General features: G+C 64.9%; 22 protein-coding genes and 1 pseudogene. 10 read left to right on the top strand and 13 right to left on the bottom strand.

Translation table 11 applies throughout. The features are described from left to right. The first annotated feature begins 28 nt into the window (after positions 1–28). On the top strand, positions 29–460 hold the full coding sequence (locus ACVW17_RS22175; RefSeq protein WP_456753897.1) for an acyl-CoA thioesterase: 432 nt from the start codon (positions 29–31) through the stop codon (positions 458–460). A gap of 37 nt (positions 461–497) precedes the next feature. Here ACVW17_RS22175 and ACVW17_RS22170 read toward each other — a convergent pair whose 3' ends face one another. After that, complete coding sequence (locus ACVW17_RS22170; protein WP_456753896.1) at positions 498–740, bottom strand: hypothetical protein; 243 nt, start codon at positions 738–740, stop codon at positions 498–500. A 255-nt stretch (positions 741–995) separates the two neighbouring features. Next, a complete protein-coding gene (recA, locus tag ACVW17_RS22165; RefSeq protein WP_050629140.1) occupies positions 996–2084 on the bottom strand; it encodes a recombinase RecA in 1089 nt (362 codons plus the stop codon). A gap of 860 nt (positions 2085–2944) precedes the next feature. Between recA and ACVW17_RS22160 the strand changes: the two genes are divergently transcribed. After that, positions 2945–3151, top strand: coding sequence for a hypothetical protein (locus ACVW17_RS22160; protein ID WP_456756499.1), 207 nt, complete (start codon positions 2945–2947; stop codon positions 3149–3151). A gap of 55 nt (positions 3152–3206) precedes the next feature. Here ACVW17_RS22160 and ACVW17_RS22155 read toward each other — a convergent pair whose 3' ends face one another. The 3 genes from ACVW17_RS22155 to ACVW17_RS22145 form a co-directional block, all read right to left on the bottom strand. Further along, positions 3207–3437, bottom strand: coding sequence for a hypothetical protein (locus tag ACVW17_RS22155; RefSeq protein WP_456753895.1), 231 nt, complete (start codon positions 3435–3437; stop codon positions 3207–3209). A gap of 99 nt (positions 3438–3536) precedes the next feature. After that, positions 3537–3842, bottom strand: a complete 306-nt coding sequence (locus tag ACVW17_RS22150) for a hypothetical protein (RefSeq protein ID WP_456753894.1) — start codon at positions 3840–3842, stop codon at positions 3537–3539. 103 nt (positions 3843–3945) lie between these two features. Continuing rightward, a complete protein-coding gene (locus ACVW17_RS22145; RefSeq protein ID WP_456753893.1) occupies positions 3946–4077 on the bottom strand; it encodes a peptidylprolyl isomerase in 132 nt (43 codons plus the stop codon). A gap of 241 nt (positions 4078–4318) precedes the next feature. Between ACVW17_RS22145 and ACVW17_RS22140 the strand changes: the two genes are divergently transcribed. Both ACVW17_RS22140 and ACVW17_RS22135 read left to right on the top strand, forming a co-directional pair. Beyond that, entirely contained in the window at positions 4319–5794 is a 1476-nt protein-coding gene (locus ACVW17_RS22140; protein WP_456797876.1) for an amidase, read from the top strand. Between the two features lie 178 nt (positions 5795–5972). Then, positions 5973–6434, top strand: coding sequence for a PaaI family thioesterase (locus tag ACVW17_RS22135; RefSeq protein ID WP_456753892.1), 462 nt, complete (start codon positions 5973–5975; stop codon positions 6432–6434). Between the two features lie 332 nt (positions 6435–6766). On the opposite strand, the gene ACVW17_RS22130 is transcribed toward ACVW17_RS22135, so the two are convergent. Beyond that, on the bottom strand, positions 6767–7729 hold the full coding sequence (locus tag ACVW17_RS22130; RefSeq protein ID WP_456753891.1) for a cupin domain-containing protein: 963 nt from the start codon (positions 7727–7729) through the stop codon (positions 6767–6769). Positions 7730–7944: 215 nt separating this feature from the next. Between ACVW17_RS22130 and ACVW17_RS22125 the strand changes: the two genes are divergently transcribed. The 4 genes from ACVW17_RS22125 (at position 7945) to ACVW17_RS22110 (ending at position 10889) form a co-directional block, all read left to right on the top strand. Then, positions 7945–8715, top strand: coding sequence for an alpha/beta fold hydrolase (locus ACVW17_RS22125; protein ID WP_456756498.1), 771 nt, complete (start codon positions 7945–7947; stop codon positions 8713–8715). Between the two features lie 119 nt (positions 8716–8834). Then, positions 8835–9710, top strand: coding sequence for an alpha/beta fold hydrolase (locus ACVW17_RS22120; protein WP_456753890.1), 876 nt, complete (start codon positions 8835–8837; stop codon positions 9708–9710). 48 nt (positions 9711–9758) lie between these two features. Then, positions 9759–10253, top strand: coding sequence for a DUF302 domain-containing protein (locus tag ACVW17_RS22115; protein ID WP_456753889.1), 495 nt, complete (start codon positions 9759–9761; stop codon positions 10251–10253). A gap of 108 nt (positions 10254–10361) precedes the next feature. Next, positions 10362–10889: a hypothetical protein gene (locus tag ACVW17_RS22110; RefSeq protein ID WP_456753888.1), complete on the top strand. Its 528-nt coding sequence runs from the start codon at positions 10362–10364 to the stop codon at positions 10887–10889. 180 nt (positions 10890–11069) lie between these two features. Here the strand turns inward: ACVW17_RS22110 and ACVW17_RS22105 are convergent, their stop codons facing one another. The 3 genes and pseudogenes from ACVW17_RS22105 to ACVW17_RS22095 all read right to left on the bottom strand — a co-directional run bounded on the left by ACVW17_RS22105 (position 11070) and on the right by ACVW17_RS22095 (position 14964). Beyond that, entirely contained in the window at positions 11070–13088 is a 2019-nt protein-coding gene (locus ACVW17_RS22105; RefSeq protein WP_456753887.1) for a pyrroloquinoline quinone-dependent dehydrogenase, read from the bottom strand. Between the two features lie 65 nt (positions 13089–13153). Continuing rightward, a pseudogene (locus ACVW17_RS22100) lies at positions 13154–14621 on the bottom strand (caspase family protein). 115 nt (positions 14622–14736) lie between these two features. Next, complete coding sequence (locus ACVW17_RS22095) at positions 14737–14964, bottom strand: hypothetical protein (RefSeq protein ID WP_456753885.1); 228 nt, start codon at positions 14962–14964, stop codon at positions 14737–14739. Between the two features lie 160 nt (positions 14965–15124). On the opposite strand from ACVW17_RS22095, the gene ACVW17_RS22090 reads away from it, so the two are divergent. Beyond that, complete coding sequence (locus ACVW17_RS22090; RefSeq protein WP_456753884.1) at positions 15125–15577, top strand: hypothetical protein; 453 nt, start codon at positions 15125–15127, stop codon at positions 15575–15577. A gap of 78 nt (positions 15578–15655) precedes the next feature. Here the strand turns inward: ACVW17_RS22090 and ACVW17_RS22085 are convergent, their stop codons facing one another. Next, a complete protein-coding gene (locus ACVW17_RS22085; RefSeq protein ID WP_456753883.1) occupies positions 15656–16405 on the bottom strand; it encodes an SDR family NAD(P)-dependent oxidoreductase in 750 nt (249 codons plus the stop codon). A 334-nt stretch (positions 16406–16739) separates the two neighbouring features. On the opposite strand from ACVW17_RS22085, the gene ACVW17_RS22080 reads away from it, so the two are divergent. Continuing rightward, complete coding sequence (locus ACVW17_RS22080) at positions 16740–17918, top strand: GNAT family N-acetyltransferase (RefSeq protein WP_456753882.1); 1179 nt, start codon at positions 16740–16742, stop codon at positions 17916–17918. A gap of 229 nt (positions 17919–18147) precedes the next feature. Here ACVW17_RS22080 and ACVW17_RS22075 read toward each other — a convergent pair whose 3' ends face one another. The 3 genes from ACVW17_RS22075 to ACVW17_RS22065 form a co-directional block, all read right to left on the bottom strand. Beyond that, positions 18148–18786: an NIPSNAP family protein gene (locus ACVW17_RS22075; RefSeq protein ID WP_456753881.1), complete on the bottom strand. Its 639-nt coding sequence runs from the start codon at positions 18784–18786 to the stop codon at positions 18148–18150. A gap of 85 nt (positions 18787–18871) precedes the next feature. Next, on the bottom strand, positions 18872–19537 hold the full coding sequence (locus ACVW17_RS22070) for a DsbA family oxidoreductase (RefSeq protein ID WP_456753880.1): 666 nt from the start codon (positions 19535–19537) through the stop codon (positions 18872–18874). Between the two features lie 62 nt (positions 19538–19599). Beyond that, complete coding sequence (locus ACVW17_RS22065) at positions 19600–20424, bottom strand: helix-turn-helix domain-containing protein (RefSeq protein ID WP_456753879.1); 825 nt, start codon at positions 20422–20424, stop codon at positions 19600–19602. Between the last annotated feature and the right edge of the window lie 90 nt (positions 20425–20514).

Raw genomic sequence — 20514 nt, 5'->3', positions numbered from 1 at the left:
GGCGAGCAACGCCGCGGCAGGAGGAAGCATGCGCGAGGACTTCTGGTTTCATTTCCCGTTTCGCGTCCGCTATTCCGAGGTCGACGCGCAGGCCGTGGTGTTCAACGCCCATTACCTCACCTATTTCGACACCGCGATCACCGAGTATTTCCGCGCGCTCGGCTACGACTATCTCGGCGAGGTGGCGCGGACCGGCGTCGACTTCCACACCGTGAAATCGGTGGTCGAGTACAAGGCCCCGATCCGCTTCGACGAGGACATCGAGGTCTGCGTCCGCGTCGCCAGGATCGGCCGCTCCTCGATCAACCTTGCGCTCGCGATCTTCGCCAAGGGCTCCGATGATTTGCGCGCCACCGGCGAGATCATCTGGGTCGCCACCGACCAGAAGACCCATCAGTCGGTCGCGGTGACGGAGGATTTGCGGGCGCTGATCGGCAGCCGGGAAAAGGCGCTGGCGTAGGGACGAGTGACGCCTGCCGGCGCCGCGCGGATCAAGCCTACGGCGTGACCAAGGCGCGGCTCTTCGCGTCCCAGCGCCACAGCCGGTCGTTGGTCAACTCCGTGCCACCCCACCAGCGATGGATCGAGTTGTACTGGCTGAAGTCCAGCTCGCCATCCAGCACTTCCTGGCCGAAATCGGTCACCGACAGCCGGCTGTGCAGCGATCTTTCTCGGTGGGCCTTCCAATCATCCGCTCCTTGGATCTCTGCCGGAATCCAGCGAGGACCGGCGATCGACAATAGGCGAGTCCATCCAGCATCAGGTCTGCTTCTTGAAAATCGAACACGCCGCGTTCCCTGTACAGCTCACTCGAAAGCACACCCGGCTTGGTCTCGCCGAGACCTGCGCGGTTCAGATCGAGCCCGGATGGAAGATCAGACGCTTCATCGATCCAACTCACTGAACACTGGCACCAAAACCAAACAGGCGCCGAAGACGTCGGCAACTCAACGTCCTCAGCGCCCGCTTGCAGCGAAATCTTGGAGCTTTAAAGCTTACTCCTCCGTCGGCTCCTCGCCGTCGGCGTCGCGCTCCGGTGTGCCGGCGAGGATCTGCTCGGAGATCAGGCCGGAATTCTGCCGGATCGCGGCTTCGATCTTGGTGGTGATATCGGGGTTGGCGCGCAGGAACGCCTTCGAATTCTCGCGTCCCTGGCCGAGCCGCTGGCTGTCATAGGAGAACCAGGCACCCGATTTCTCGACGAGGCCGGCCTTGACGCCGAGGTCGAGGATCTCGCCCATCTTGGAGACGCCCTCGCCGTACATGATGTCGAACTCGACCTGCTTGAAGGGCGGCGCCAGCTTGTTCTTCACCACCTTGACGCGGGTGGTGTTGCCGACCACCTCGTCACGCTCCTTGATCGCGCCGATGCGGCGGATGTCGAGGCGGACCGAGGCATAGAACTTCAGCGCGTTGCCGCCGGTGGTGGTTTCGGGCGAACCGTACATCACGCCGATCTTCATGCGGATCTGGTTGATGAAGATCACCATCGTGTTCGACTTGTTGATCGAGGCGGTGAGCTTGCGCAGCGCCTGGCTCATCAGGCGGGCCTGCAGGCCGGGCAGCGCGTCGCCCATCTCACCCTCGAGCTCGGCCTTCGGCACCAGCGCCGCGACTGAATCGACCACCAGCACGTCGACCGCACCGGAGCGCACCAGCGTGTCGCAGATTTCCAGCGCCTGCTCGCCGGTGTCCGGCTGCGAGATCAGGAGCTCGTCGATGTTGACGCCGAGCTTGCGCGCATAGACCGGATCGAGCGCATGTTCGGCGTCAATGAAGGCGCAGATGCCGCCCTTCTTCTGGCCTTCCGCCACCGTGTGCAGCGCCAGCGTGGTTTTCCCTGAGGATTCCGGCCCGTAGATCTCGACGATGCGCCCCTTCGGCAGGCCGCCGACGCCAAGCGCGATATCGAGCCCGAGCGACCCCGAGGACACCGTCTCGACATCCATCGAGCGGTCGTTCTTGCCGAGCTTCATCACCGAGCCCTTGCCGAACTGACGCTCGATCTGGGAGAGCGCGGCTGAGAGGGCCTTGGACTTGTCCATGGAGGATCCTTCGACGATACGCAGTGCGGTGGCGGACATTTGGGATGTGCTCCTTATGGCGGGGATTCGCTAGCGGGACAAACGGGCGATGAGGTCGAATGGAATGCGTTGTTGATAGGAAACCTCGTACCACGTTTGTTCTATGTTCGCAATATGTTCTTTCGGACGCGTAAACGCCGGATGCCGTCAAGGCACTGTCTCCGGGGTTGATTTCCGAAGTGTCCTGGCGCGGATTAAGCGAACGGAAACCGAGGCTTGGTTGATGTTCTCGGTAGGACTACTGAGGCGATAGAGTAAATGTTCTGGCCCCATCATTTTCCATGGGACGCCATCTGTTCTGGCCGTGAAAGCGATCGCGAGATCGCGCCTCCGCACGCGGCGGCTCCCTCTGACAGACATTGTCCGGCCTCTTTCGGCCCAGCGCCTTTCGTGGCCATCGCCCCCGTGTCACAACCTGCGCACCGGCCGTAGCTAGTCGTCGGACTCCTGCCCCGCCGCGATCCGTAGTTCTCCGGGCAAGAACAAAGTTCCGGATGGCATGCCACCCAAGCACGTCCGAAAAATAGTTGCACCATCAAGATGTTATACACGCGCCGACCATGGTCTGGCACAATCTGCATACTACCTTGGTACCCCTCCTGACGCCCAAAAAAACTACGTAGCCTTCGCGGAAGACTCAGCTTGCGCCAGTGTTCGTAACGTTGGCCTGCCCGGCAATGCAGCCGGGGCGCTGCGCAGCGGCGACACCGTCCAGCCGACGGATCGGTCCGCCCGCAGGGTCTGCGACGCCGCCCGGACGGGCATTTTATCTCATATTAACGTTTGACGATTGTTAGAGATTAATACAACCTATGGTTTTAAGTATCGATGATTGCCTTTGATTCGCGGGATTGTTCCAGATGATCCACAGGGGCATCGAATTCACCATCACCCAGCTGATAGCCGGGGTCTGGACATGGCGCTTCCAGATCGGGGACCGGGTCTTCACAGGCAAGACCGAGGCGAAACTCGACTTGCTGGCGGTCCGCCGCGTGCAGCTGCGGATCGATCGCGAGCTGAACAACCTCGGGCGCGAACAGACCCGCGGCCGCAGCGACGGGGAGTGAGGCGCAATCTGCCGGGCGAGCTGACGCCGTGCCGGTCCGCTCCGCCCAGGCACTGTCAGTCCGCGCTGGCCAGCCGCCGCATCGTGAACTCGATGTCGCCGCCGGGCAGCTCGCGCCAGCTCTCGACGGCGCTCATATAGGCCGCCTTCGGATAGCGCTTGAGGAAGGCACGCGCCCGCAGGCGGGCCTGATCGCGTGGCAGGCTGAAGGTCTCGCGCAGGAAGCCGTCATCCGGCTTGCGCCGGGCGGCCATCCGGCTGGCGAGATCGCGCGGACGAAACACCATTGCCGCAACTCCGGACCAACTGACGACGCTCCCAATATAGGCGCGGTGCCGGGAGAATCCGAGTCCGTGCCAGACCGTCGAGGCCGGCCCGAACGGCGCTTACTGGCTGCGCTGCGTGGTCGGGCCTGGCTGCGCCGAGCTTCCGGTCTTGGTCTTCGGCTTGGCGGGAGGATGGGCCGCCGCCTTCGGCGCGTCGCTGCGCACCACGCCCCACGGATCGGACGATCCCTTGGCGTCGGGAATCTTGCTGAGCGAGTCCTTGTAGGCCCTCTGATTGACCGCGTCCTGGTCCTTCTCTTCCTGGGTCTTGGTCTTGACCTCAGGCATCAGATTGATGTTCGGCATCTGCGCATAGGCCGGCGCCGACAGCAGCACCGCAACCGCGACTGCGCACAAAACTCTCATGAGAACGCTCCTTGCATTTTCGTCCGCGGTATATCACCGCCGGAAAGCCGTCGCCAAGCACATGTCTGGCCAAGCATGTCCGGCCAAGCTGGCTGTCGCTGCCCTAGAGGTTGTCCGACTTGCAGGATTTCGGCGACTGCATCCAGTCGTCCCAGACCGGACCGCAGCGCGTGCAGCCACTGAGCGCCAATCCGATCGCAATCACGCCGCCGAGCAACACCAACCTGCGGACCATGTACGCCCCCACACCACTGACGAAGGGCGATTGGGCGCCCAAACTGGGGCATTTTCATGCCGGGCACGGCGTTTGCAAGGCAGCGCACGCACGTCGGGACGCAGCGCAAGCCGCTTCGGAACGCAGCGCAAGCGCGTCGGAAGGCAGCGCGAGCGTGCCGGAGCGCCGCCGCCGCGCAACGGTTTGACCGGGCGGCCGCGCAAATTACACTCCGCAACAAAGCAGAAAAGGAATCGACGACATGACTTTGGCGATGAGCTGGGACGAATGGACGCGGCATGACGGAACGGCGCTCGCCGAGCGCGTCCGGCGTGGCGAGCTGACGCCGCGGGAGCTGGCGTCGCAAGCCGCCGCCGCGGTCGCCAAGGTCGATCCCGCGCTCTCCGGCGTGGTCGAGCTGTTCGACGACGTGATCGCCGATCCCGCGCGCGACGGCGCCGATCTCAACGGGCCGTTCGCCGGCCTGCCCTTCCTGATGAAGGATCTCGGCCCGACCATGCAGGGACGGCTGCAGGAGATGGGCTCGCTGATGATGCGCGGCAACCGCGCCGCGGCCGACACCTTCCTGACCACGAAGCTGCGCAAGGCCGGCCTCAATCTGATCGGGCGGACCACGACGCCGGAGTTCGGGGTTTGCAGCTCGGCCGAGAACCCCGCGATCTATGTCACGCGCAATCCCTGGAACACCGACTACACCACCTGCGGCTCGTCGGCCGGCAGCGCGGCGATGGTCGCCGCCGGCGCGGTCCCGATCGCACATGCGACCGACGGCGGCGGCTCGATCCGGATTCCGGCCGGCGTCAACGGCAATATCGGACTGAAAGTGTCGCGCGGCGTGTTCTCGCTCGCGCCGCATCTGTCCGATCTCACTGGCCTCGTCTCGATCCAGGGCTGCCAGTCGCGCTCGGTGCGCGACACCGCGGCCTTCGTCGACGCCTGCCGCGGCCCCGCGCCCGGCGAGTTCATGCCGTTCTGGGCACCGCCTGAGCCATATGCCGCGATGATCAAGCGCGACCCCGGCCGGCTCAGGATCGCGCTGTCGCACACATGGGGCGACTATCGCGCGACGCCGCATATCGCAGCCGAGCTCGCGCGGGTCGGACGCTTCCTCGAAGGCCTCGGCCACCAGGTCGATTACGCGCTGCCGGCGATCGACTACACGCAAGCCTTCGCGGCGCAGACCAGCTGCTACATCAGCAATTTCGCCGTCGTGATCGGCAACATGCTTGCCGCGCGCGGACTGGAGCGGCCGCCGGCGGAGCTGATCGAGCCGATCAACATCCGCATTTGGGAGCACGGCCGCGACTTCAGCTTCGCCGACCGCGCCCGCATGCAGGCGGTGTTCAACACCACCGCGCGCGGCTTCGGCGCCTTCTTCGAGGATTGGGACATCATCCTGACGCCGATCACGGCGCTGCCGACGCCGAAGGTCGGCACCACGGAATATCTCACCATCAGCGACAACCCGTCGGTGCTGGACTGGTTCGGCAATCTCTGGCGCAATTTCGCCTTCACGCCGCTGGCCAATCTCTGCGGCATCCCCGCGATCTCGCTGCCGCTCGCGACCAACGAGCACGGCCTGCCGCTCGGCATCCAGGCGATCGGCAAGCAGGCCGATGACGGGCTATTGTTGCAGCTCGCCGCCCAGATCGAACGCGCGATCGACGGCAAATGGAATGACGGCAAGCGGCCGGGCGTGCATGTCACGGCCAACTAGGTCACGGTATCTACCATCGTCATTGCGAGCGAAGCGAAGCAATCCATCTGCCCGCACATGCGTAGGCATGGATTGCTTCGTCGCTGTCGCTCCTCGCAATGACAACCGAGTGCGATTCACATCACAGCGATACTGAGTGCTGGAAAAAGACGAGCAACAAGAGAGGAAACGGGACATCATGCAGCAGGCCAATGAATTCGGGATCGACGACGCGAAGCGCGTGCTCGGCGACGTCTTTGCGCCATGGGTGCAGGACCTCAATCTGTCGGTCGAGCAATTCGACATCGCAGCCCCCGCCGGCGGCGATCCCGACTGGCAGCCCGGCGCCATCCTGCGCATGCCGTTTTCCGAGCGGCTGTGCCGCAATGGCGGCATCGTCTGCGGCCAGGCGCTGATGGCGTTCGCCGACACCGCGATGGTGCTGGCCAATCTCGCCGCCAACAAGGGCTATCGCCCGATGACGACGGTCGACCAGACCACGCATTTCATGCGCGCAGTGACCGCCTCCGACGTGCTGGCCGACGCCCGCGTGGTCCGGCTCGGCCGCACCATGAGCTTCGGCCGCGTCACGCTCTCCTCCGGCACCGACAACAAGCCGGTGGCGATGGTGTCGAGCGCGTTCGCGATGCTGCCGGGATAAGACGCCGAGGCGACGCCTTGGCGGAGACGAGACCGGGCGCCCCAGTACGCCGCGGCCTGTCGGCTCAAGCACGACAGTCTCTGGAATACTGGATCACCCGCATGCGCGGTTGATGACACCGAGCAAGCTGTTTGACAGTTGAAATCAGACAACCGCAACACCCATCACCGTCATCCTGAGGAGCCGTGCATAGTACGGCGTCTCGAAGGATGAATCGGCCCGGCTGGTGGCCGCCGATCCCAGCGCTTCCGCTTGCGAGCGTATGTGCCGGGTGTCCGCATGCCTCTCGGAAGCGACATCCCGGATTTGGAGTCCACACGGCGTTGTCGAGATCAATCGGAAACCTGCAATTCCGAGCCGTCCAGCGGCGTGCGGCCGCCGTCAGCGCGCCGAGCGGCCCGGTAACGGCCCGGCGACTCTCCATGATGCCGCTGAAACAGCTTCGAGAATGCCGCCGCGGTCTCGTAGCCGACCCGGCTCGCAATCCGCGCGATGGACTCATCGCTGGTTTCGAGCAGGAAGGCGGCTTCTGCCATCCGGCGTTCGATTACATAACGCTGCATGGATTGACCGACGAGCTTGCTAAAGCGCGCCGAAAACGCCGAGCGGCCGAGCCCGACGCGACGGCCAAGATCACTCAAGGTCCAGGGCCGCTCCGGGCTTTCGTGAATCAGCTTGAGCGCCGGTCCGATATGGGGGTCGGAAATGGCCCCGAGCCAGCCGCCTTGTCCGGGGCTGAGAGACGAGATCCAGCTTCGGAGTACCTCGACAAACAGCACTTCCGTCAGTCGTGAAAGCGCGACCCGCTGGCCGGGACGCTCAAGCGCAGACTCGCTGACCATGCGGCGCAGGATCGCTTCGCGCCAACCACCGTCCGTCGTCGGCTTCAGCAGCAGTACTGGCGGCAGCAGCTCCAGCACGCTGCCAAATAGTGGCCGCGACACCGTGAAATTGCCGCAGATCATGGTCGCGTGCGGCTTGACACGACCGCCGTGACGAATGACGCCAAATCGCGACGACGCCCGATCGATATCGATGATGCGCAAAGGCTTCGCCTTGCGGTCCGAATAAAACACATGGGGCGCGCCGCGTGTAATCACGACAAGATCGCCCTCGGTCATCTGGATTTCTTGACGCTGCTCGACCGCGAGGGTCGCCGATCCACGGCTGACATAGTGAAACAGCGCGTAGGGGCGCGCCGGCAGCTCAAGATGCCAGGGATGGCCGAGCTCGAAGTGAAACAGCAGCGTCCCTCCGAGACGAACGCGATCGAGCACTTGAGCGAGGATATCCATTCTGTCGAGATTAACGGGGTGGACGATCCGACACAACACTCGGACGATTGATCCCTATCGTCCGGAATGACTGCGGATTAGGTCATGTCGTGGCGGGCCGACGTCACGTGCGGCAACCATTTCGCCGACGGCAGATGGAAGAACCGCGACCTCAGTGGAAACGCCTGTTCATTCCTCCGGACTCTGTTGGTCCGACACGCCTACAGGAACAATCGATGCGAAATATCCTTCTTTCAGCCGCCACTGTGCTTCTGGCCGGATCGACATTGGTCGGCTCCGCCAATTCGGCCGAACTGCCGAGGGGAGCAGCCCACAACATCGTGCTGGTACACGGAGCTTTCGTGGACCAGACGAGCTGGCAGCCCGTCGCCGATATCCTCACCAAAAAGGGCTATCACGTCACGCTCGTGGAAAATCCGCTCACTTCGCTCGCGGCCGACGTCGATGTCACCAAACAGGCGCTCGCGAAGCAGGACGGCAGAACCGTGCTGGTCGGTCACTCCTGGGGCGGCGTGGTGATCACGCAAGCGGGCAACGATCCCAAGGTTTCGGCGCTGGTGTATGTGTCCGCCTTCGCGCCTGACGTGGGTGAATCCCTTGCGTCGCTCGCAAAGGCAGGGCCGCCGACCGAAGGCGGCAATGCGATCCATCCTGACGCGAAGGGCGATCTCTACATCGACCCCAAAGTGTTTCCATCGGCCGTCGCGGCGGACCTTCCTCCGGAAATCGCCGCGCACCTCGCCAACTCGCAGCTCCCGTTGAACCACGTTGCGTTTGAAGCCCCGGTCACCATTGCGGCCTGGCACGACAAGCCGACCTTCTATGTCATCAGCACGAAGGACAAAGTCCTCGCGCCCGAGGCCCAGAAGTCGTTCGCAGCCCGGATCAAGGCTCAGACGACGGAAGTCGCCGGCAGCCACGCCTCGCTCGTCGTCCATGCCAAGCAAGTCGCCGAGGCCATCGAAAAGGCCGCGCTCGCGAAGTGACGGCGCCGCTCCCGGCGCTTCCGCGTCGGGAGCGCACGCGCTCACTCGGGGGAAAGCTCAGACCGCCAGGTCTTGGCGCCATACCGACCTCATTCGATTCTCAATATCCAGAGGATGACATGACTCAACCTGGAATCGCGAACCAGGACGCCGCCACGCTCGAAACGGCGCCGACTCTTTACATCGAAGGCAACGGAATCCGCTTTGCGTATCGCCGTCTCGGCCCCGCGACCGGAACGCCGCTGGTTCTTCTGCAGCACTTCTCCGGCAACATCGATGCCTGGGATCCCGCCATCGTCAACGCTCTGGCCGCCGCGCGGCCCGTGATCGCCTTCGACAATGCCGGGGTCGGCCGCTCGACCGGCCAAACGCCCGACAATGTCGAGGCGATGGCACGGGACGCGGTCGATTTCATCAACTCGCTCGGCCTTGTCGAGGTGGATCTGCTGGGCTTTTCCCTCGGCGGGTGCGTCGCTCAGCAGATCGCCGCCGAGCACGGACAGCTTGTCCGCAAGCTCATACTCGTCGGTACTGCGCCGAAAGGCGGAGAGGAACATTTGTTGGCGGTTCTGCAGGAAGCGTTTTCCCAGACTGATGCGCCGGACCCCCGCCTGCCGCTGTTCTTCACGAATTCGTCCGCCAGCCGATCCTTCGGCTTGGCCTTCCTGCAAAGGACGAAAGTGCGCAAGGACGATCGGGACACCGACAACGGCCGCGCGGTCACCGATCCGCAGGCCAAGGCGTTGATTACCTGGTGTGCCACACCTGATCCCGGACACGCCATCCTGCGCGCCATCAGTCAGCCGGTTCTCGTGGTCAGCGGCAGCCACGACACCATGCTGCCCGCGAACAATGCCTACGCGATGTTCAAGGAGCTCAGCAACGCGCAGTTGATCCTTTATCCCGATTCAGGTCACGGCGCGCTGTTTCAGCACCACGAGCTGTTCGTCAGCCACGTCAGGACCTTTTTGGACGCGCAGCCCGCCACGGCATGATCCCGGCGCGTTACGACGCCGCCGAATGCACTTGCAACAGAGGACAAAATGACAATCGCCAAAATCGAGATCGAACGATTCAGCCTCACGAGCTCGAAACCATTCGACGCTGTCGTGGCCGCCTTCAAGTCCGCAGTCGGGCAGCCGGACATTGTCGAATTTTTCGAGGAGACGAGGGCGACAACGTCCTTCCAGGATTTGGAGCGCGTTGTGCGACGTGGCCTCGGCCGGACGGAGCTGATGCTATTCGCACAATTCGACCTTGGCGACATTCTACGCCGCGAATCCGGATCCAAGACAGCCAGGATCATGCGATTTGTGGTCGGCAATCCACTCATCATGAAAGAGATGGTCAAACACGTCCCCGATGCCGGATCCTACGCTCCAGTCACAGTGCTCGTTGATGAGCGTGCCGACGGCGTGCACGTCTCTTATGACAAGATGGAGAGCTATTTGGCGGGTTGCGGCAGTTCGGAAGCCCTTGCTGTCGCCCGGGCCCTCGACACGAAAATCACGGACTTGCTGCGCGAGTGCGCAAGCTGAACGTCCTGCTGACGGCTCCGGTCGATCGAAATGAACAACTCACATCAACCGCGGCGCGCGAAGTGCGTCAGCATGATGCGATACAGACATCCAAAACGGCATTCCTTCATGTACAAGACACTTGCCTCCACCCTCATTGCCTTCGCTCTTTCCATGGGAGCTGCTGCATCCGCTCCCGCCGCCAGGAACGATCCGCTGGATGCTGCAACCATCGATGCGATCAGGTCAAAGTTCGGCAAGTTGATGGAGCTGGCCAACAATCACGATTTCAAGGCTCTGCACGGGATGTTCTGGCAATCGCCCTCGGCCCTGTTGGTGGCCAAGAGTGCGATTCAATCCGAGGGAAACTGGGCCGGCTTTTGGGGCAACGAGGCGATTGATCAGAAGCTGCATGACATCGGCACCTCGGGTCCGGTGGTGCTGGAGCCGGATTATTCGAGGTTCCGGGTCGTCGGCCTGACGCGCGACGTTGCCGAGTCGTATGTGCCAATGAACATCACGGTCTCCTATGCGGGACAGGATGGAACAGCCAGGCCATTTCTCATGATCATCAATTGGCTTCGCATCGGGAAGGACTGGAAGATCGCTTCCGAAATCATTCTGCCCGTGCCGCCCGCACCCGCTGCGAAAGGCTAAGGGCGAAACTTCCGCTCTTCGGCACCGATCGAGGCGATGGCTGCATCATTTCGGAATATTAGAAAACTATCCTGAGTTGCCCGACGTGTCAAGTTGCTTTTCGGACGCCGGCAGCCGCCGGCTCCTTTGCATGGGGTTGTTTTCGCTGTTTTGGCGGCGCGCCCATCCAGCAGGGAGCACCTAGGCGGATCGCGAGCGGCGGCTCCGCCAGCGCCACAGCAACGCTACGAGGGCGACGAGTACGAGACCGGCGGCCACAGCCTTGGCAGCAAACCGCCCGCCGGGGCGATCGATCAGGCGCGTCCACAGCGAGGCGCCCTCGCCCGGCCGCGGCAGGCGAAACGCCACCACGCTGTCCCCGATCGACGTGCCGGCCTCGGAATGGCCGCCGGCGCCGATCACGACATACTGCTCGCCCTTCCAGAGATAGGTCATCGGATTGGCGACGCCCGGCACCGGAAGCCGGCCGAGCCACAATTGCCGGCCCGACTTGACATCGAACGCGCGCAGATAAGCGTCCATCGCGCCGGTGAACAGCACGCCGCCGGCAGTGATCGCGACGCCATTGACCAGCGGCGTGCCGGTATTGAGCGCGATGCCGAGCGGCGCGACATCCTCGCTGGTGCCGACCGAGGAATGCCAGAGGATCTTGCCGACCTTCAGATCGACCGCCACGGTCTCGCCCCATGGCGGCTTGTTGCAGGGCGTCCCGACCGGCGTCATCGCCAGCGCCCGCGACATCGCGAACGGCGCGCCCTCCTGCTGGCCGAATTCATGGCCGGGCGGCGGATTGAAGCCCTTGGCCTGGTCGCGCGGAATCAGCGTGACGACATGCGCGGCATGGCTGACATTGGCGAACAGGATCTGGTTGACCGGATCGAACGCCGCGCTGCCCCAGTTCACGCCGCCACCGGTCATCGGATAGACGATCGTGCCTTGCGTCGACGGCGGCGTGTAAAGTCCTTCGTTGCGGGATTGCGCGAGCAGCTTGTCGCACGCCGGGTTGCCGACGCCCGGCAGCAGGCCTGCGACGTCGTCGGCCGTCATCCGCTGCGTCAGCAACGGCGGCACATGGGTCGGGAACGGCTGCGTCGGCGACAGTTGCTCGCCCTCGGCACCGTTCTGCGGCACCGGGCGCTCCTCGACCGGCCACACCGGCTTGCCGCTGTCGCGGTCGAGCACGAACACAAAGCCCTGCTTGGTCGGCTGGATCACGACGTCGCGCGGGCCGTTGCCGGTGTCGATCCGCGCCAGCGTCGGCTGCGCCGGCAGGTCGTAATCCCAGACGTCATGATGCACGGTCTGGAATGCCCAGACCAGCTCACCGGTCTCGATCCGCAGCGCGACGACGGAATTGGCGTGCTCGTCATTGCCGGGACGCTTGCCGCCCCAGAAGTCCGGACTGGGCGATGTCGTCGGCAGGAACACCAGGCCGCGCTCCTCGTCCACCGACATCGGCGCCCAGACATTGCTGTGACCGGCCTCGATCCCGTTATGCACCAGTGGATCGAAGGTCCAGCGCGGCTGACCGGTCCGCGCATCGAACGCGCGCACCGCGCCGAGCGGCGCATCGACCCGCCGGTTGTCGCCGATCGCCGATCCGACCACGACCACCCCGTGCCCGGTCACCGGCGCCGAGGTGATCTGAAATTCGCCCGGCCATTCCAGCTTCATCCCGGCGTCGATCTTGATCTCGCCGCCATTGCCGAAATCGGCGCAAGGCTTGCCGGTTTTGGCATCGAGCGCGATCAGGCGCGTGTCATTGGTGCCGGTGAAGATGCGCGACTTGCAGGCCGCGCCTTCAGCCGCACGATCGTCGGTCCAGTGCGCGACGCCGCGGCAGACGAAGCGGTTGGCCGGTCGCTGACCCATGCTGATCTTCGGATCGAACCGCCATTTTGGCGCGCCGGTGCCGGGATCGAGCGCGATCACCTCGTTGAACGGCGTGCAGAAGATCAGGCTGTCCTCGACGAACAGCGGCGTCGCCTCGAACTTGGTGCGCTTCATCACCGCGGGCGGGCGCGCGTCGAGATCGCCGGTGCGGAAGTCCCAGCCGCGCACCAGCGTGCCGACATTGTCTGTCGTGATCTGCGTCAGCGGCGAGAAGCGCGTGCCGCCGCGATCGCCGCCCCAATACTCCCAGGCGAGCGCCGGCTGCATGCACAGCAGCGCGGCGAGCAGGCCAAACAGGGATCGCATTGCGTCCTCCCGCGAGATGCGAACGGCGCATCTCATGCGGGGAAAGCGTTTACGCGATCGGCGCGTCAGTATCCACCCCTGCGATAGCCGCCGCCATAATTGCCGCGATAGCCACCGCCGCCGATGCCGATCCCGATTCCGCTCGGCGGTCCGACGGGTTCATAGACCACCGCCGGCGGCGGACGGCGTACCACCACGACGTCGTCCTCGACCACGACGCGCGGGCGGCCGCTTGCCGGCGCGCCGCGGCGGATCGGGCTCGGCACGCTTCTCGACACGCTGCTCGACACGATTCTTGGCCGGCGCGACGGCGGCCTTCTGCTGCGGCGGCGGCGCGGCATTGCAGGGACAGGTCGGCGCCGCCAGCGCGACATTGGTCGCGGGCACGCTGATCGCCGCAGCCGGCGTCAGGTCGGGACGGTAGCGCAGCCGCTCGATCATCTTGCGCGCGGTCGCCGTCAGGTCGCTGTCAGGATACTGCACGAGGAAGCTGCGATAGGCTGCCGCCGTATTGGCGATGATGGCGTTGTTCCACGCCACCATGCGGCGATGCCGGTCGAGCCAGTCGCGCGCCTGCAGGCCGCGCGGCGTGCCGGCGAAGATCGCGGCGAAGGCCTCATAGGATTCGTCGGTGCCGTCGATCACCATCAATTCGTTCGCAGTCTCGATCGGCTTGCCCTGCAACTCGCGCTTCCATTCGTCGACGGTGCGGTTGGCCACCGCCGGCGTCGGCGTCGGAGTGGCCGCGGGCGCTGGCGCATCCGCCGTCGCCGCGATGAAGCGGAAGTCGTCGGTGAGCGACGAGGAGTCCCACGGCGTCTGGCGGCCGTCGGTCGCCTTGTTCACCGCGAGCCGAACCCGCTTGAAGATGTCCTCGATCGCAATCCCCGGCTGCTTCGCGGTCGCCAGCAACGCGGTCGTATACGGACTGTTGGCGCCGCTGCCGTCCTCGGCTTCCGCCCCCGGCGAGGTCGAGAACGACACGAAGGTGCCGGGCGCGCCGATCCTGGCATCGACGATGGCAAGGCCATGCCCCGCGGTCTTGCTGAGCTCCGGGAACGGATTGTTGCGGCAGGCATCGAGCAGCACGATGCGCATCCGGCTCGGCACCGAGGTCAGCGTGTTGAGGATGTCGTTGAGGCGAACCGCCTGGATCGGGATGTCGGCCTCGCGCTTCGGATCGACGTCGACCGGCACCAGATAGTTCTCGCCATCGATTTGCAGGCCGTGCCCGGCGTAGAACACCAGCGCCACGGTATCGGCGCCCTTCGCCGCCACCTCGCCGGCAAAGTCGCTGATCCGGGTGCGCATCTCGTCCTGCGACAGATCCGATGCCGTCGTCACCGCAAACCCGGCATCGGTGAGCATCTGCGACATGGCCTTGGCGTCGTTGGCCGGATTGGGCAGCGCGGGCACCGACTTGTAGGCCGACTGCCCGATCACCAGCGCCAGCCGGCTTTCCGCCGATGCCGGCGCCGCGCTGAACAGGATCGCGGCGGGAACGAGCAGGCTGAGGAGCGAACGGCGCAACATGGCGGCCTCCGACATGACATCGGAGATGGGTCTGACGCCATCAGGTGAAGGTTCATGCCGCGCGGCAATCTGCGGCTACGGATGATGGACCTGTAAGAAACTGCGGCGTCCGGCTCTATTTCGGCTTCTTGGCCGGGTCGGTGGCCGGTTTGGTGACGCCCCAGGGATCGTATTTCTCCTTGGGTTCGGGGATACGATCGAGCGCGGCCTTGTAGGCCTTCTCGTCGACCTTGGGCTTCTGCTCCGTCTTCGCATCGCCCCCGCCGCCGCCTCGCCGGCCCTGGGCCAGGGTAGGCGTCGCGATCAGCGCCAGGATGACGGCAGCAACCGTGAAGCTTTTCATGTCCATCTCTCTCCCCCGCAGCCGCGGAAACATCCGGCAATACCTCTACCCCGACGATAACGTGTCGCTCGACATTTGTTGATCGACAAAGCGTCGCGTAACGCGAATACAGCGCCACCAGGGGGGCGCAATCTTGGCAGCGGTACATTAAATTCGCGGGATGGGACAGGGACCAGTAAAACTGGCGGCGCTGCTGGCCGGCGCCGCCATCATATTGAGCGGCTGCGGGCTGGCGGACAGCCACGCGGTGTGGCCGGAGGCGTTGCGGGTCAAGGCCACCGAACCGGCGCCGCTCGAGACGCCTCCGGATGTCAAACGGCTGGTTGCCGGCAAACTGGACTCGGTGTTCACCGCCGGCTCGCAGCCGACCCATGTGCGCGTCTCCACGCCGCTGCACGATCCGCGCGGCACCGGCTGGACCGCCTGCGTGCGTGCCGAGCTGACGTCGGTCATCGGCAAGCCGCTCGGGACGCAAACCTATCGCGTCTTCATCAATGAAGGCGCGATCTTCGATCGCCGCCAGGTCGAGGCCGACGACAATTGCGTGACCGAGACTTACGAGCCGGTCGAGAGCACCGTCGCGGCGGACACGCCACGCAGCACCAAGCCTTAGCCCGAGATGTCGGCATGCGCCGGCCAAGCCTGATGGCGCATGTCATGCAGGCCCGTCCGATCGTTGCGGGAAACCCGTTCAGACGTTGCTGACGCCGCCGTCGACGACCATGTCGGAGCCCGTCATGAACGAGCTTTCGTCCGACGCGAGGAAGACGGCCGCCGCCGCCAATTCCTCGGGACGCCCGATCCGCAGCATCGGCGTGTAGTTGGCGTACATCTTGCGGATCGCGGCGGCTTGCTCGGGCGTCGACGCCTGGGAATCCATGATCGGCGTGTCGACGGGCCCCGGGCTGAGCAGGTTGGCGCGGATGCCGCTGTCCTTGAACTCGGCCGCCCAGGTCCGGACATACGAACGCACCGCCGCCTTGGTGGCGGCATAGGTCGAGTGGTTCGCGAGGCCCATATAGTGCATGGCCGAGGACACCAGGATGATCGATCCGCCGCCAGCCATCATCGGCAGCATCTTCTGCACCAGGAACAGCGGCCCCTTGGCCATCAGGTTGAACGTGCGGTCGTAGTGCTCCTCCGTGATCTCACGCAGCGGCACCTGTTCGGTGAAGCCGGCGTTGGACACGACCACGTCGACCCTGCCCTTCGCCTGGCGAACCGTCCCGGCGACACGGTCGAGATCGTCGAGCCTGGACGCATCCGCCTGGATCGCGGTGACACCGCCGCCGATCAGCTTTGCCGCCTTGTCGAGTTCGTCCTTGCGCCTGCCGAAGACGAATATATCCGCGCCTTCCTTTGCGAAGCGCTGTGCGATGGCGAGCCCGATGCCGCTGTTGCCGCCGCTGATCACCGCGACCTTGCCGTCCAATCTCGACATGTCAGTTTCCTTTGCTTTGCGCACCCGGATCGTCCGGAGACCTTGCAGCTAGGCGCGCCCGCATCGGCCGCTCAGTGCGCATGTGCGCACACCGGTGGTGCAAGAATGATCCGGACGACAGGCGTTCCGGGCGGTGCGCTGTTCGTGCAGCCGATGGCTGGTCGGTCACCGCCAAAGCGCGGGCGTGCCGTCCGCCATATGCTGAACGCTGCGTTAACGTGACCGCTCAAATTGCCCGGTGACCTCAACGGCATTTTCCATCTCTTTGCCCTAGCGTTGCCCCCTGACGAACGCAGGCTGAGCTGCCGTGCGGACGCGCCGGGGAAACAGGGACGTGGCCGATATAGCTGACCGGGCAATGATCCGCCGTGCATCGCGCAAGGATGCCACGGGCGACCGCGCGTTGCCGCCGCTGTCAGGCGCGCCGGTCGGCGCATGGCGTGCGCTTGCCGAGCGCGCGATCGAGCCCAATGGCTATTACCAGGCGGATTGGGAATTGGCGGTCGATGCCTCGGCGCGCGGCCGCACCGGCGCATCGCTGCTCAGCGCCACCGGCGATGCCGGACAGTTGATCGGGCTGTTGCCGGTGATCCCGATGCGGCGGATCTACCACCTTCCGCTGCCCGCGGTGGTCGGCGCCGAACCCTACGGCACGCTGTGCACGCCGCTGCTCGACCGCGACGCCGCCGAGCAGGCGGCCGGCAAGATGTTGCAGCAGGCCCGCGATGCGGGCGCGCACGCGCTGATCCTGCGCACCATGTCGCTCGAAGGCCCGGCGATGGCGGCGATCCGCACGGTGCTCGCACAAGACGGGTTGGAGCCGCGCCTGCTGAGCGCCTGGCAGCGCGCACAGCTCGATGCGACGCGTGACGCCGACGAATTGCTGCGCGACGCGCTCGGGCCCAAGAAGCTGAAGGAGCTGCGCCGCCAGCGCCATCGCCTGGGCGACCACGGCGCGGTGCGCTTCGATGTCGCCCGCACGCCGCGGGCAATCGCCGCGGCGCTCGAGATCTTCCTTGCCCTCGAAGCCGGCGGCTGGAAGGGCCAGCGCGGCACGGCGCTCAGCCAGCATGCCGGCGATGCGACCTTCATCCGCCGCGCGACATTGGCGATGGCCGAGTGCGGACGCTGCGAGATCGTCACACTGCATGCCGGCGGCACGGCGGTCGCAGCCGGCATCGTGGTCCGCCACCAGGATCGCGCCTTCTTCTTCAAGATCGGCATCGACGAGCGCTTCGCGAAGCATTCGCCTGGCACGCAATTGACGTTGGAGCTCACGCGGCACCTTTGCGCCGACCCCACGATCAACTCAGCCGATTCCACCGCGGCGCCCGGCCACCCCATGATCGACCCGCTCTGGCGCGGCCGGTTTGCGATCGGCGACGTGCTGCTGCCGCTGCGGCGCCGCGATCCGCTGGTCACCGCCATCCATGCCGCGCTGGCCCTGAACAGGTTCGGCTATGAAGCCGCGCGCAGCGCCGTCCGCTTGATCCGCCGCCGGCGCGCTGCCTGATCAGCGCGGCCAGCGATTTACCTTTTCGTAGCCATACAGCTACATCAAAAAGCAACTGGATGTCGCCGTCAGGTTGGTGTCAGCCGGCCTCACTAGCGTTGCGGTGCGCTGTTTCTCAGGCAGTGCATGCCCTTGCCTGGAAAGCCTCATCCGATGGAAACATCGGGTGAGGCTTTCTGCCGGGGGTCTCGACGTCGCCGCAGCCTGCAACAGCGCGACCGTCGTCGCCTTACTGCAATGGCGAGTGCGGCGCCGGCAGCATGATGGTCGAGTGCATCTCTTCCAGCAGCTGCGTACCCTTGCTCAGGAATTCCAGCCAGGCCGGATCCTTCATCGCTCCACCGCGCGCCGCGGCGCGGGCGTTGAGATCGGGATAGGCCCAGATGTGACAGACCTCGTTGGGCTGTCCGGCATCGGTTTGCCAGAGGCCCACGATCTTGGAGTATTTCTCGCGCTCCGGCATCACGCCGGTGAACAGGTCGAGCCATTGCTTGACGCCGCCGAGCGGCTTGGCGCGATAGTTGCGGAATTCGTAGATGTTGCCCTTGGTGGCCGGCGCCACCGGCGGAATGATCGCATTCAGCAGCCGGACTTCCTGGCGCACCAGGAGCGGACGGATCGCCGGAATGTACTCGCCGGTCCAGCGCGGATTTTTGGAAAGCTCTGCGCGCAACCGGGACCGCTCGTTGAGGTCGGCGTAGCTCCACATGTGCATGACCTGATTGAGCGGCCCGATCTCGGTGATCCAGTAGCCTTCCAGCTTGCCGAAATTGTCGCCGCGGATATCGCGCGAGATCGTGCTCGCGGCCTTCACCATCTCGCCGACGGTGCCCGGACGTACCGTGTAGGTGCGCAGCTCATAGATCATGGTGGTCTTTCCTGATTTGTTTCCGATGGGTGAGAGGGCAAACGAAAAAGCCCGGCGCGAGCCGGGCTTTGAAAATGATCGCGGACTACTCCGCCGCCTGTGCGTTGATCTCGGCCGAGACCTGGCGGATGGCGCGGGCGAGCTGCTCGGCCGGCTGGGCGCCGGACACCGCGTATTTCTGCGCGAACACGAAGGTCGGCACGCCGGAGATGCCCTTCTCGGCGGCCTCCTGGGCCTGCGCCGAGACCAGGGCGACATCCTCGTCGGTGGCCAGGCGCTTGCGCACGCCGTCGGCGTCGAGCCCGACATCGGCGGCTGCCTGCACCAGCACATCGGTGTCGGTGAGATCGCCGCCGTCGCGGAAGTACAGCTCCATCAGCCGTTGCTTCATCTCGGCCGCCTTGCCCTTGGCCTCGGCCCAGTGGATCAGGCGATGGCAGTCGATCGTGTTGGGCTGGCGCTTGACGAGTTCGGGATGGTAGGTCAGCCCCTCCTCGCTGGCGGCGGCGACCACGCGGCCGGCGATGCCCTTATAGGCCTCGACCGAGCCGAATTTCGCGGTGAGGTATTCGTCGCGGCTGATGCCCTCGCGCGGCACCCAATTGTTGAGGAAGAACGGCCGCCAGTGCACCTCGACCGGCACATCGGGCACCAGCTTCAGCGCGTCCTCGATGCGGTGCTTGCCGATGTAGCACCAGGGGCAGACGACGTCGGAGACGATGTCGAGGCGAAGCGGCTTCAGATCGCTCATGGCAGGGTTCCCGGCAAAATTGGAACCCCAAAGGTAGGCCGAAAGCGCCCCGAGACAAGCCGCTATTTCATACTGGCTGCCATCTGCCGCATCCGCTCGGCGGTCGGCTCATCGGCCGGAAAGAAGGTCTCCAGTGCCAGTTCCTGCAGCGTGATGTCGACCGGCGTGCCGAACACCATGGTGGTCGAAATGAAGCTGAGGATCTCGCCATTGAGGCGGAGCTTGAACGGAAGCGCGACGTTGTTGTCGGTCGTGATCGGGGCCGAGCGCGCCGGGATCGGATAGGACTTCAGGTCCTGATAGAGCTTCAGCAGCTCCGGATCGGCGGTGGCCTCGCATTGCCGATGCAGCCGCTCCAGAAGGTGCGCGGCCCATTCCGCGAGATTCACGGTGCGCGGTGCGAGGCCCTCCGGGTGAAAGGCAAGCCTGAGGATATTGAAGGGCTGGCCGAGCAGCCGCTGCGGGACGCCCTCCAGCAATGGCGCCACCATGCGGTTGGCGGAGACCAGATTCCAGTGCCGGTCATAGGCCAGCGCCGGATTCGGCTCGTGCGCCTTCAGCACCAGGTTGATCGCCTCGCGCGCCGATTTCAGCGCGGGATCCTCCAGCGAGCGTTGCGGAAATGCGGGCGCGAAACCCGCGGCCACCAGCAGCACGTTGCGTTCGCGTAGGGGCACGTCGAGGCGCTCCGCCAGTTTGAGGACCATGTCGCGCGACGGCGCCGAGCGGCCGGTCTCGACGAAGCTCAAATGTCGCGCCGAGATCTCGGCATCGACGGCGAGGTCGAGCTGGCTGAGATGGCGGCGCTGCCGCCATTCGCGCAGGTGCTCGCCGATCAGGACGGGTTTTGCGGGCTCGGCCCGCGCCATGGATGCATGTGCGTTCATGGTGCAAAACCTACCATGCGGAATTCGCCCGTTCCATTACGCCTGAGGTAATCGAATTGGCGCGCAGGCCGGCTCATCTTCCACGGCACA

This window comes from Bradyrhizobium sp. USDA 4473 (assembly GCF_054063335.1).
Note: the sequence above shows the minus strand (reverse complement) of the source record. Positions and strands in the feature narration are given on the sequence as shown.

Bases quoted from the DNA above. Each gene is read 5' to 3' on its own strand.
- ACVW17_RS22110 (WP_456753888.1), top strand. From the start codon at position 10,362: ATGTACAAGACACTTGCCTCCACCCTCATTGCCTTCGCTCTTTCCATG.
- ACVW17_RS22155 (WP_456753895.1), bottom strand. From the start codon at position 3,437: ATGGTGTTTCGTCCGCGCGATCTCGCCAGCCGGATGGCCGCCCGGCGC.
- ACVW17_RS22135 (WP_456753892.1), top strand. From the start codon at position 5,973: ATGCAGCAGGCCAATGAATTCGGGATCGACGACGCGAAGCGCGTGCTC.
- recA (WP_050629140.1), bottom strand. From the start codon at position 2,084: ATGTCCGCCACCGCACTGCGTATCGTCGAAGGATCCTCCATGGACAAG.
- ACVW17_RS22065 (WP_456753879.1), bottom strand. From the start codon at position 20,424: ATGAACGCACATGCATCCATGGCGCGGGCCGAGCCCGCAAAACCCGTC.
- ACVW17_RS22115 (WP_456753889.1), top strand. From the start codon at position 9,759: ATGACAATCGCCAAAATCGAGATCGAACGATTCAGCCTCACGAGCTCG.
- ACVW17_RS22145 (WP_456753893.1), bottom strand. From the start codon at position 4,077: ATGGTCCGCAGGTTGGTGTTGCTCGGCGGCGTGATTGCGATCGGATTG.
- ACVW17_RS22105 (WP_456753887.1), bottom strand. From the start codon at position 13,088: ATGCGATCCCTGTTTGGCCTGCTCGCCGCGCTGCTGTGCATGCAGCCG.
- ACVW17_RS22090 (WP_456753884.1), top strand. From the start codon at position 15,125: ATGGGACAGGGACCAGTAAAACTGGCGGCGCTGCTGGCCGGCGCCGCC.
- ACVW17_RS22160 (WP_456756499.1), top strand. From the start codon at position 2,945: ATGATCCACAGGGGCATCGAATTCACCATCACCCAGCTGATAGCCGGG.
- ACVW17_RS22140 (WP_456797876.1), top strand. From the start codon at position 4,319: ATGACTTTGGCGATGAGCTGGGACGAATGGACGCGGCATGACGGAACG.
- ACVW17_RS22070 (WP_456753880.1), bottom strand. From the start codon at position 19,537: ATGAGCGATCTGAAGCCGCTTCGCCTCGACATCGTCTCCGACGTCGTC.
- ACVW17_RS22120 (WP_456753890.1), top strand. From the start codon at position 8,835: ATGACTCAACCTGGAATCGCGAACCAGGACGCCGCCACGCTCGAAACG.
- ACVW17_RS22125 (WP_456756498.1), top strand. From the start codon at position 7,945: ATGCGAAATATCCTTCTTTCAGCCGCCACTGTGCTTCTGGCCGGATCG.
- ACVW17_RS22085 (WP_456753883.1), bottom strand. From the start codon at position 16,405: ATGTCGAGATTGGACGGCAAGGTCGCGGTGATCAGCGGCGGCAACAGC.
- ACVW17_RS22075 (WP_456753881.1), bottom strand. From the start codon at position 18,786: ATGATCTATGAGCTGCGCACCTACACGGTACGTCCGGGCACCGTCGGC.
- ACVW17_RS22130 (WP_456753891.1), bottom strand. From the start codon at position 7,729: ATGGATATCCTCGCTCAAGTGCTCGATCGCGTTCGTCTCGGAGGGACG.
- ACVW17_RS22150 (WP_456753894.1), bottom strand. From the start codon at position 3,842: ATGAGAGTTTTGTGCGCAGTCGCGGTTGCGGTGCTGCTGTCGGCGCCG.
- ACVW17_RS22175 (WP_456753897.1), top strand. From the start codon at position 29: ATGCGCGAGGACTTCTGGTTTCATTTCCCGTTTCGCGTCCGCTATTCC.
- ACVW17_RS22095 (WP_456753885.1), bottom strand. From the start codon at position 14,964: ATGAAAAGCTTCACGGTTGCTGCCGTCATCCTGGCGCTGATCGCGACG.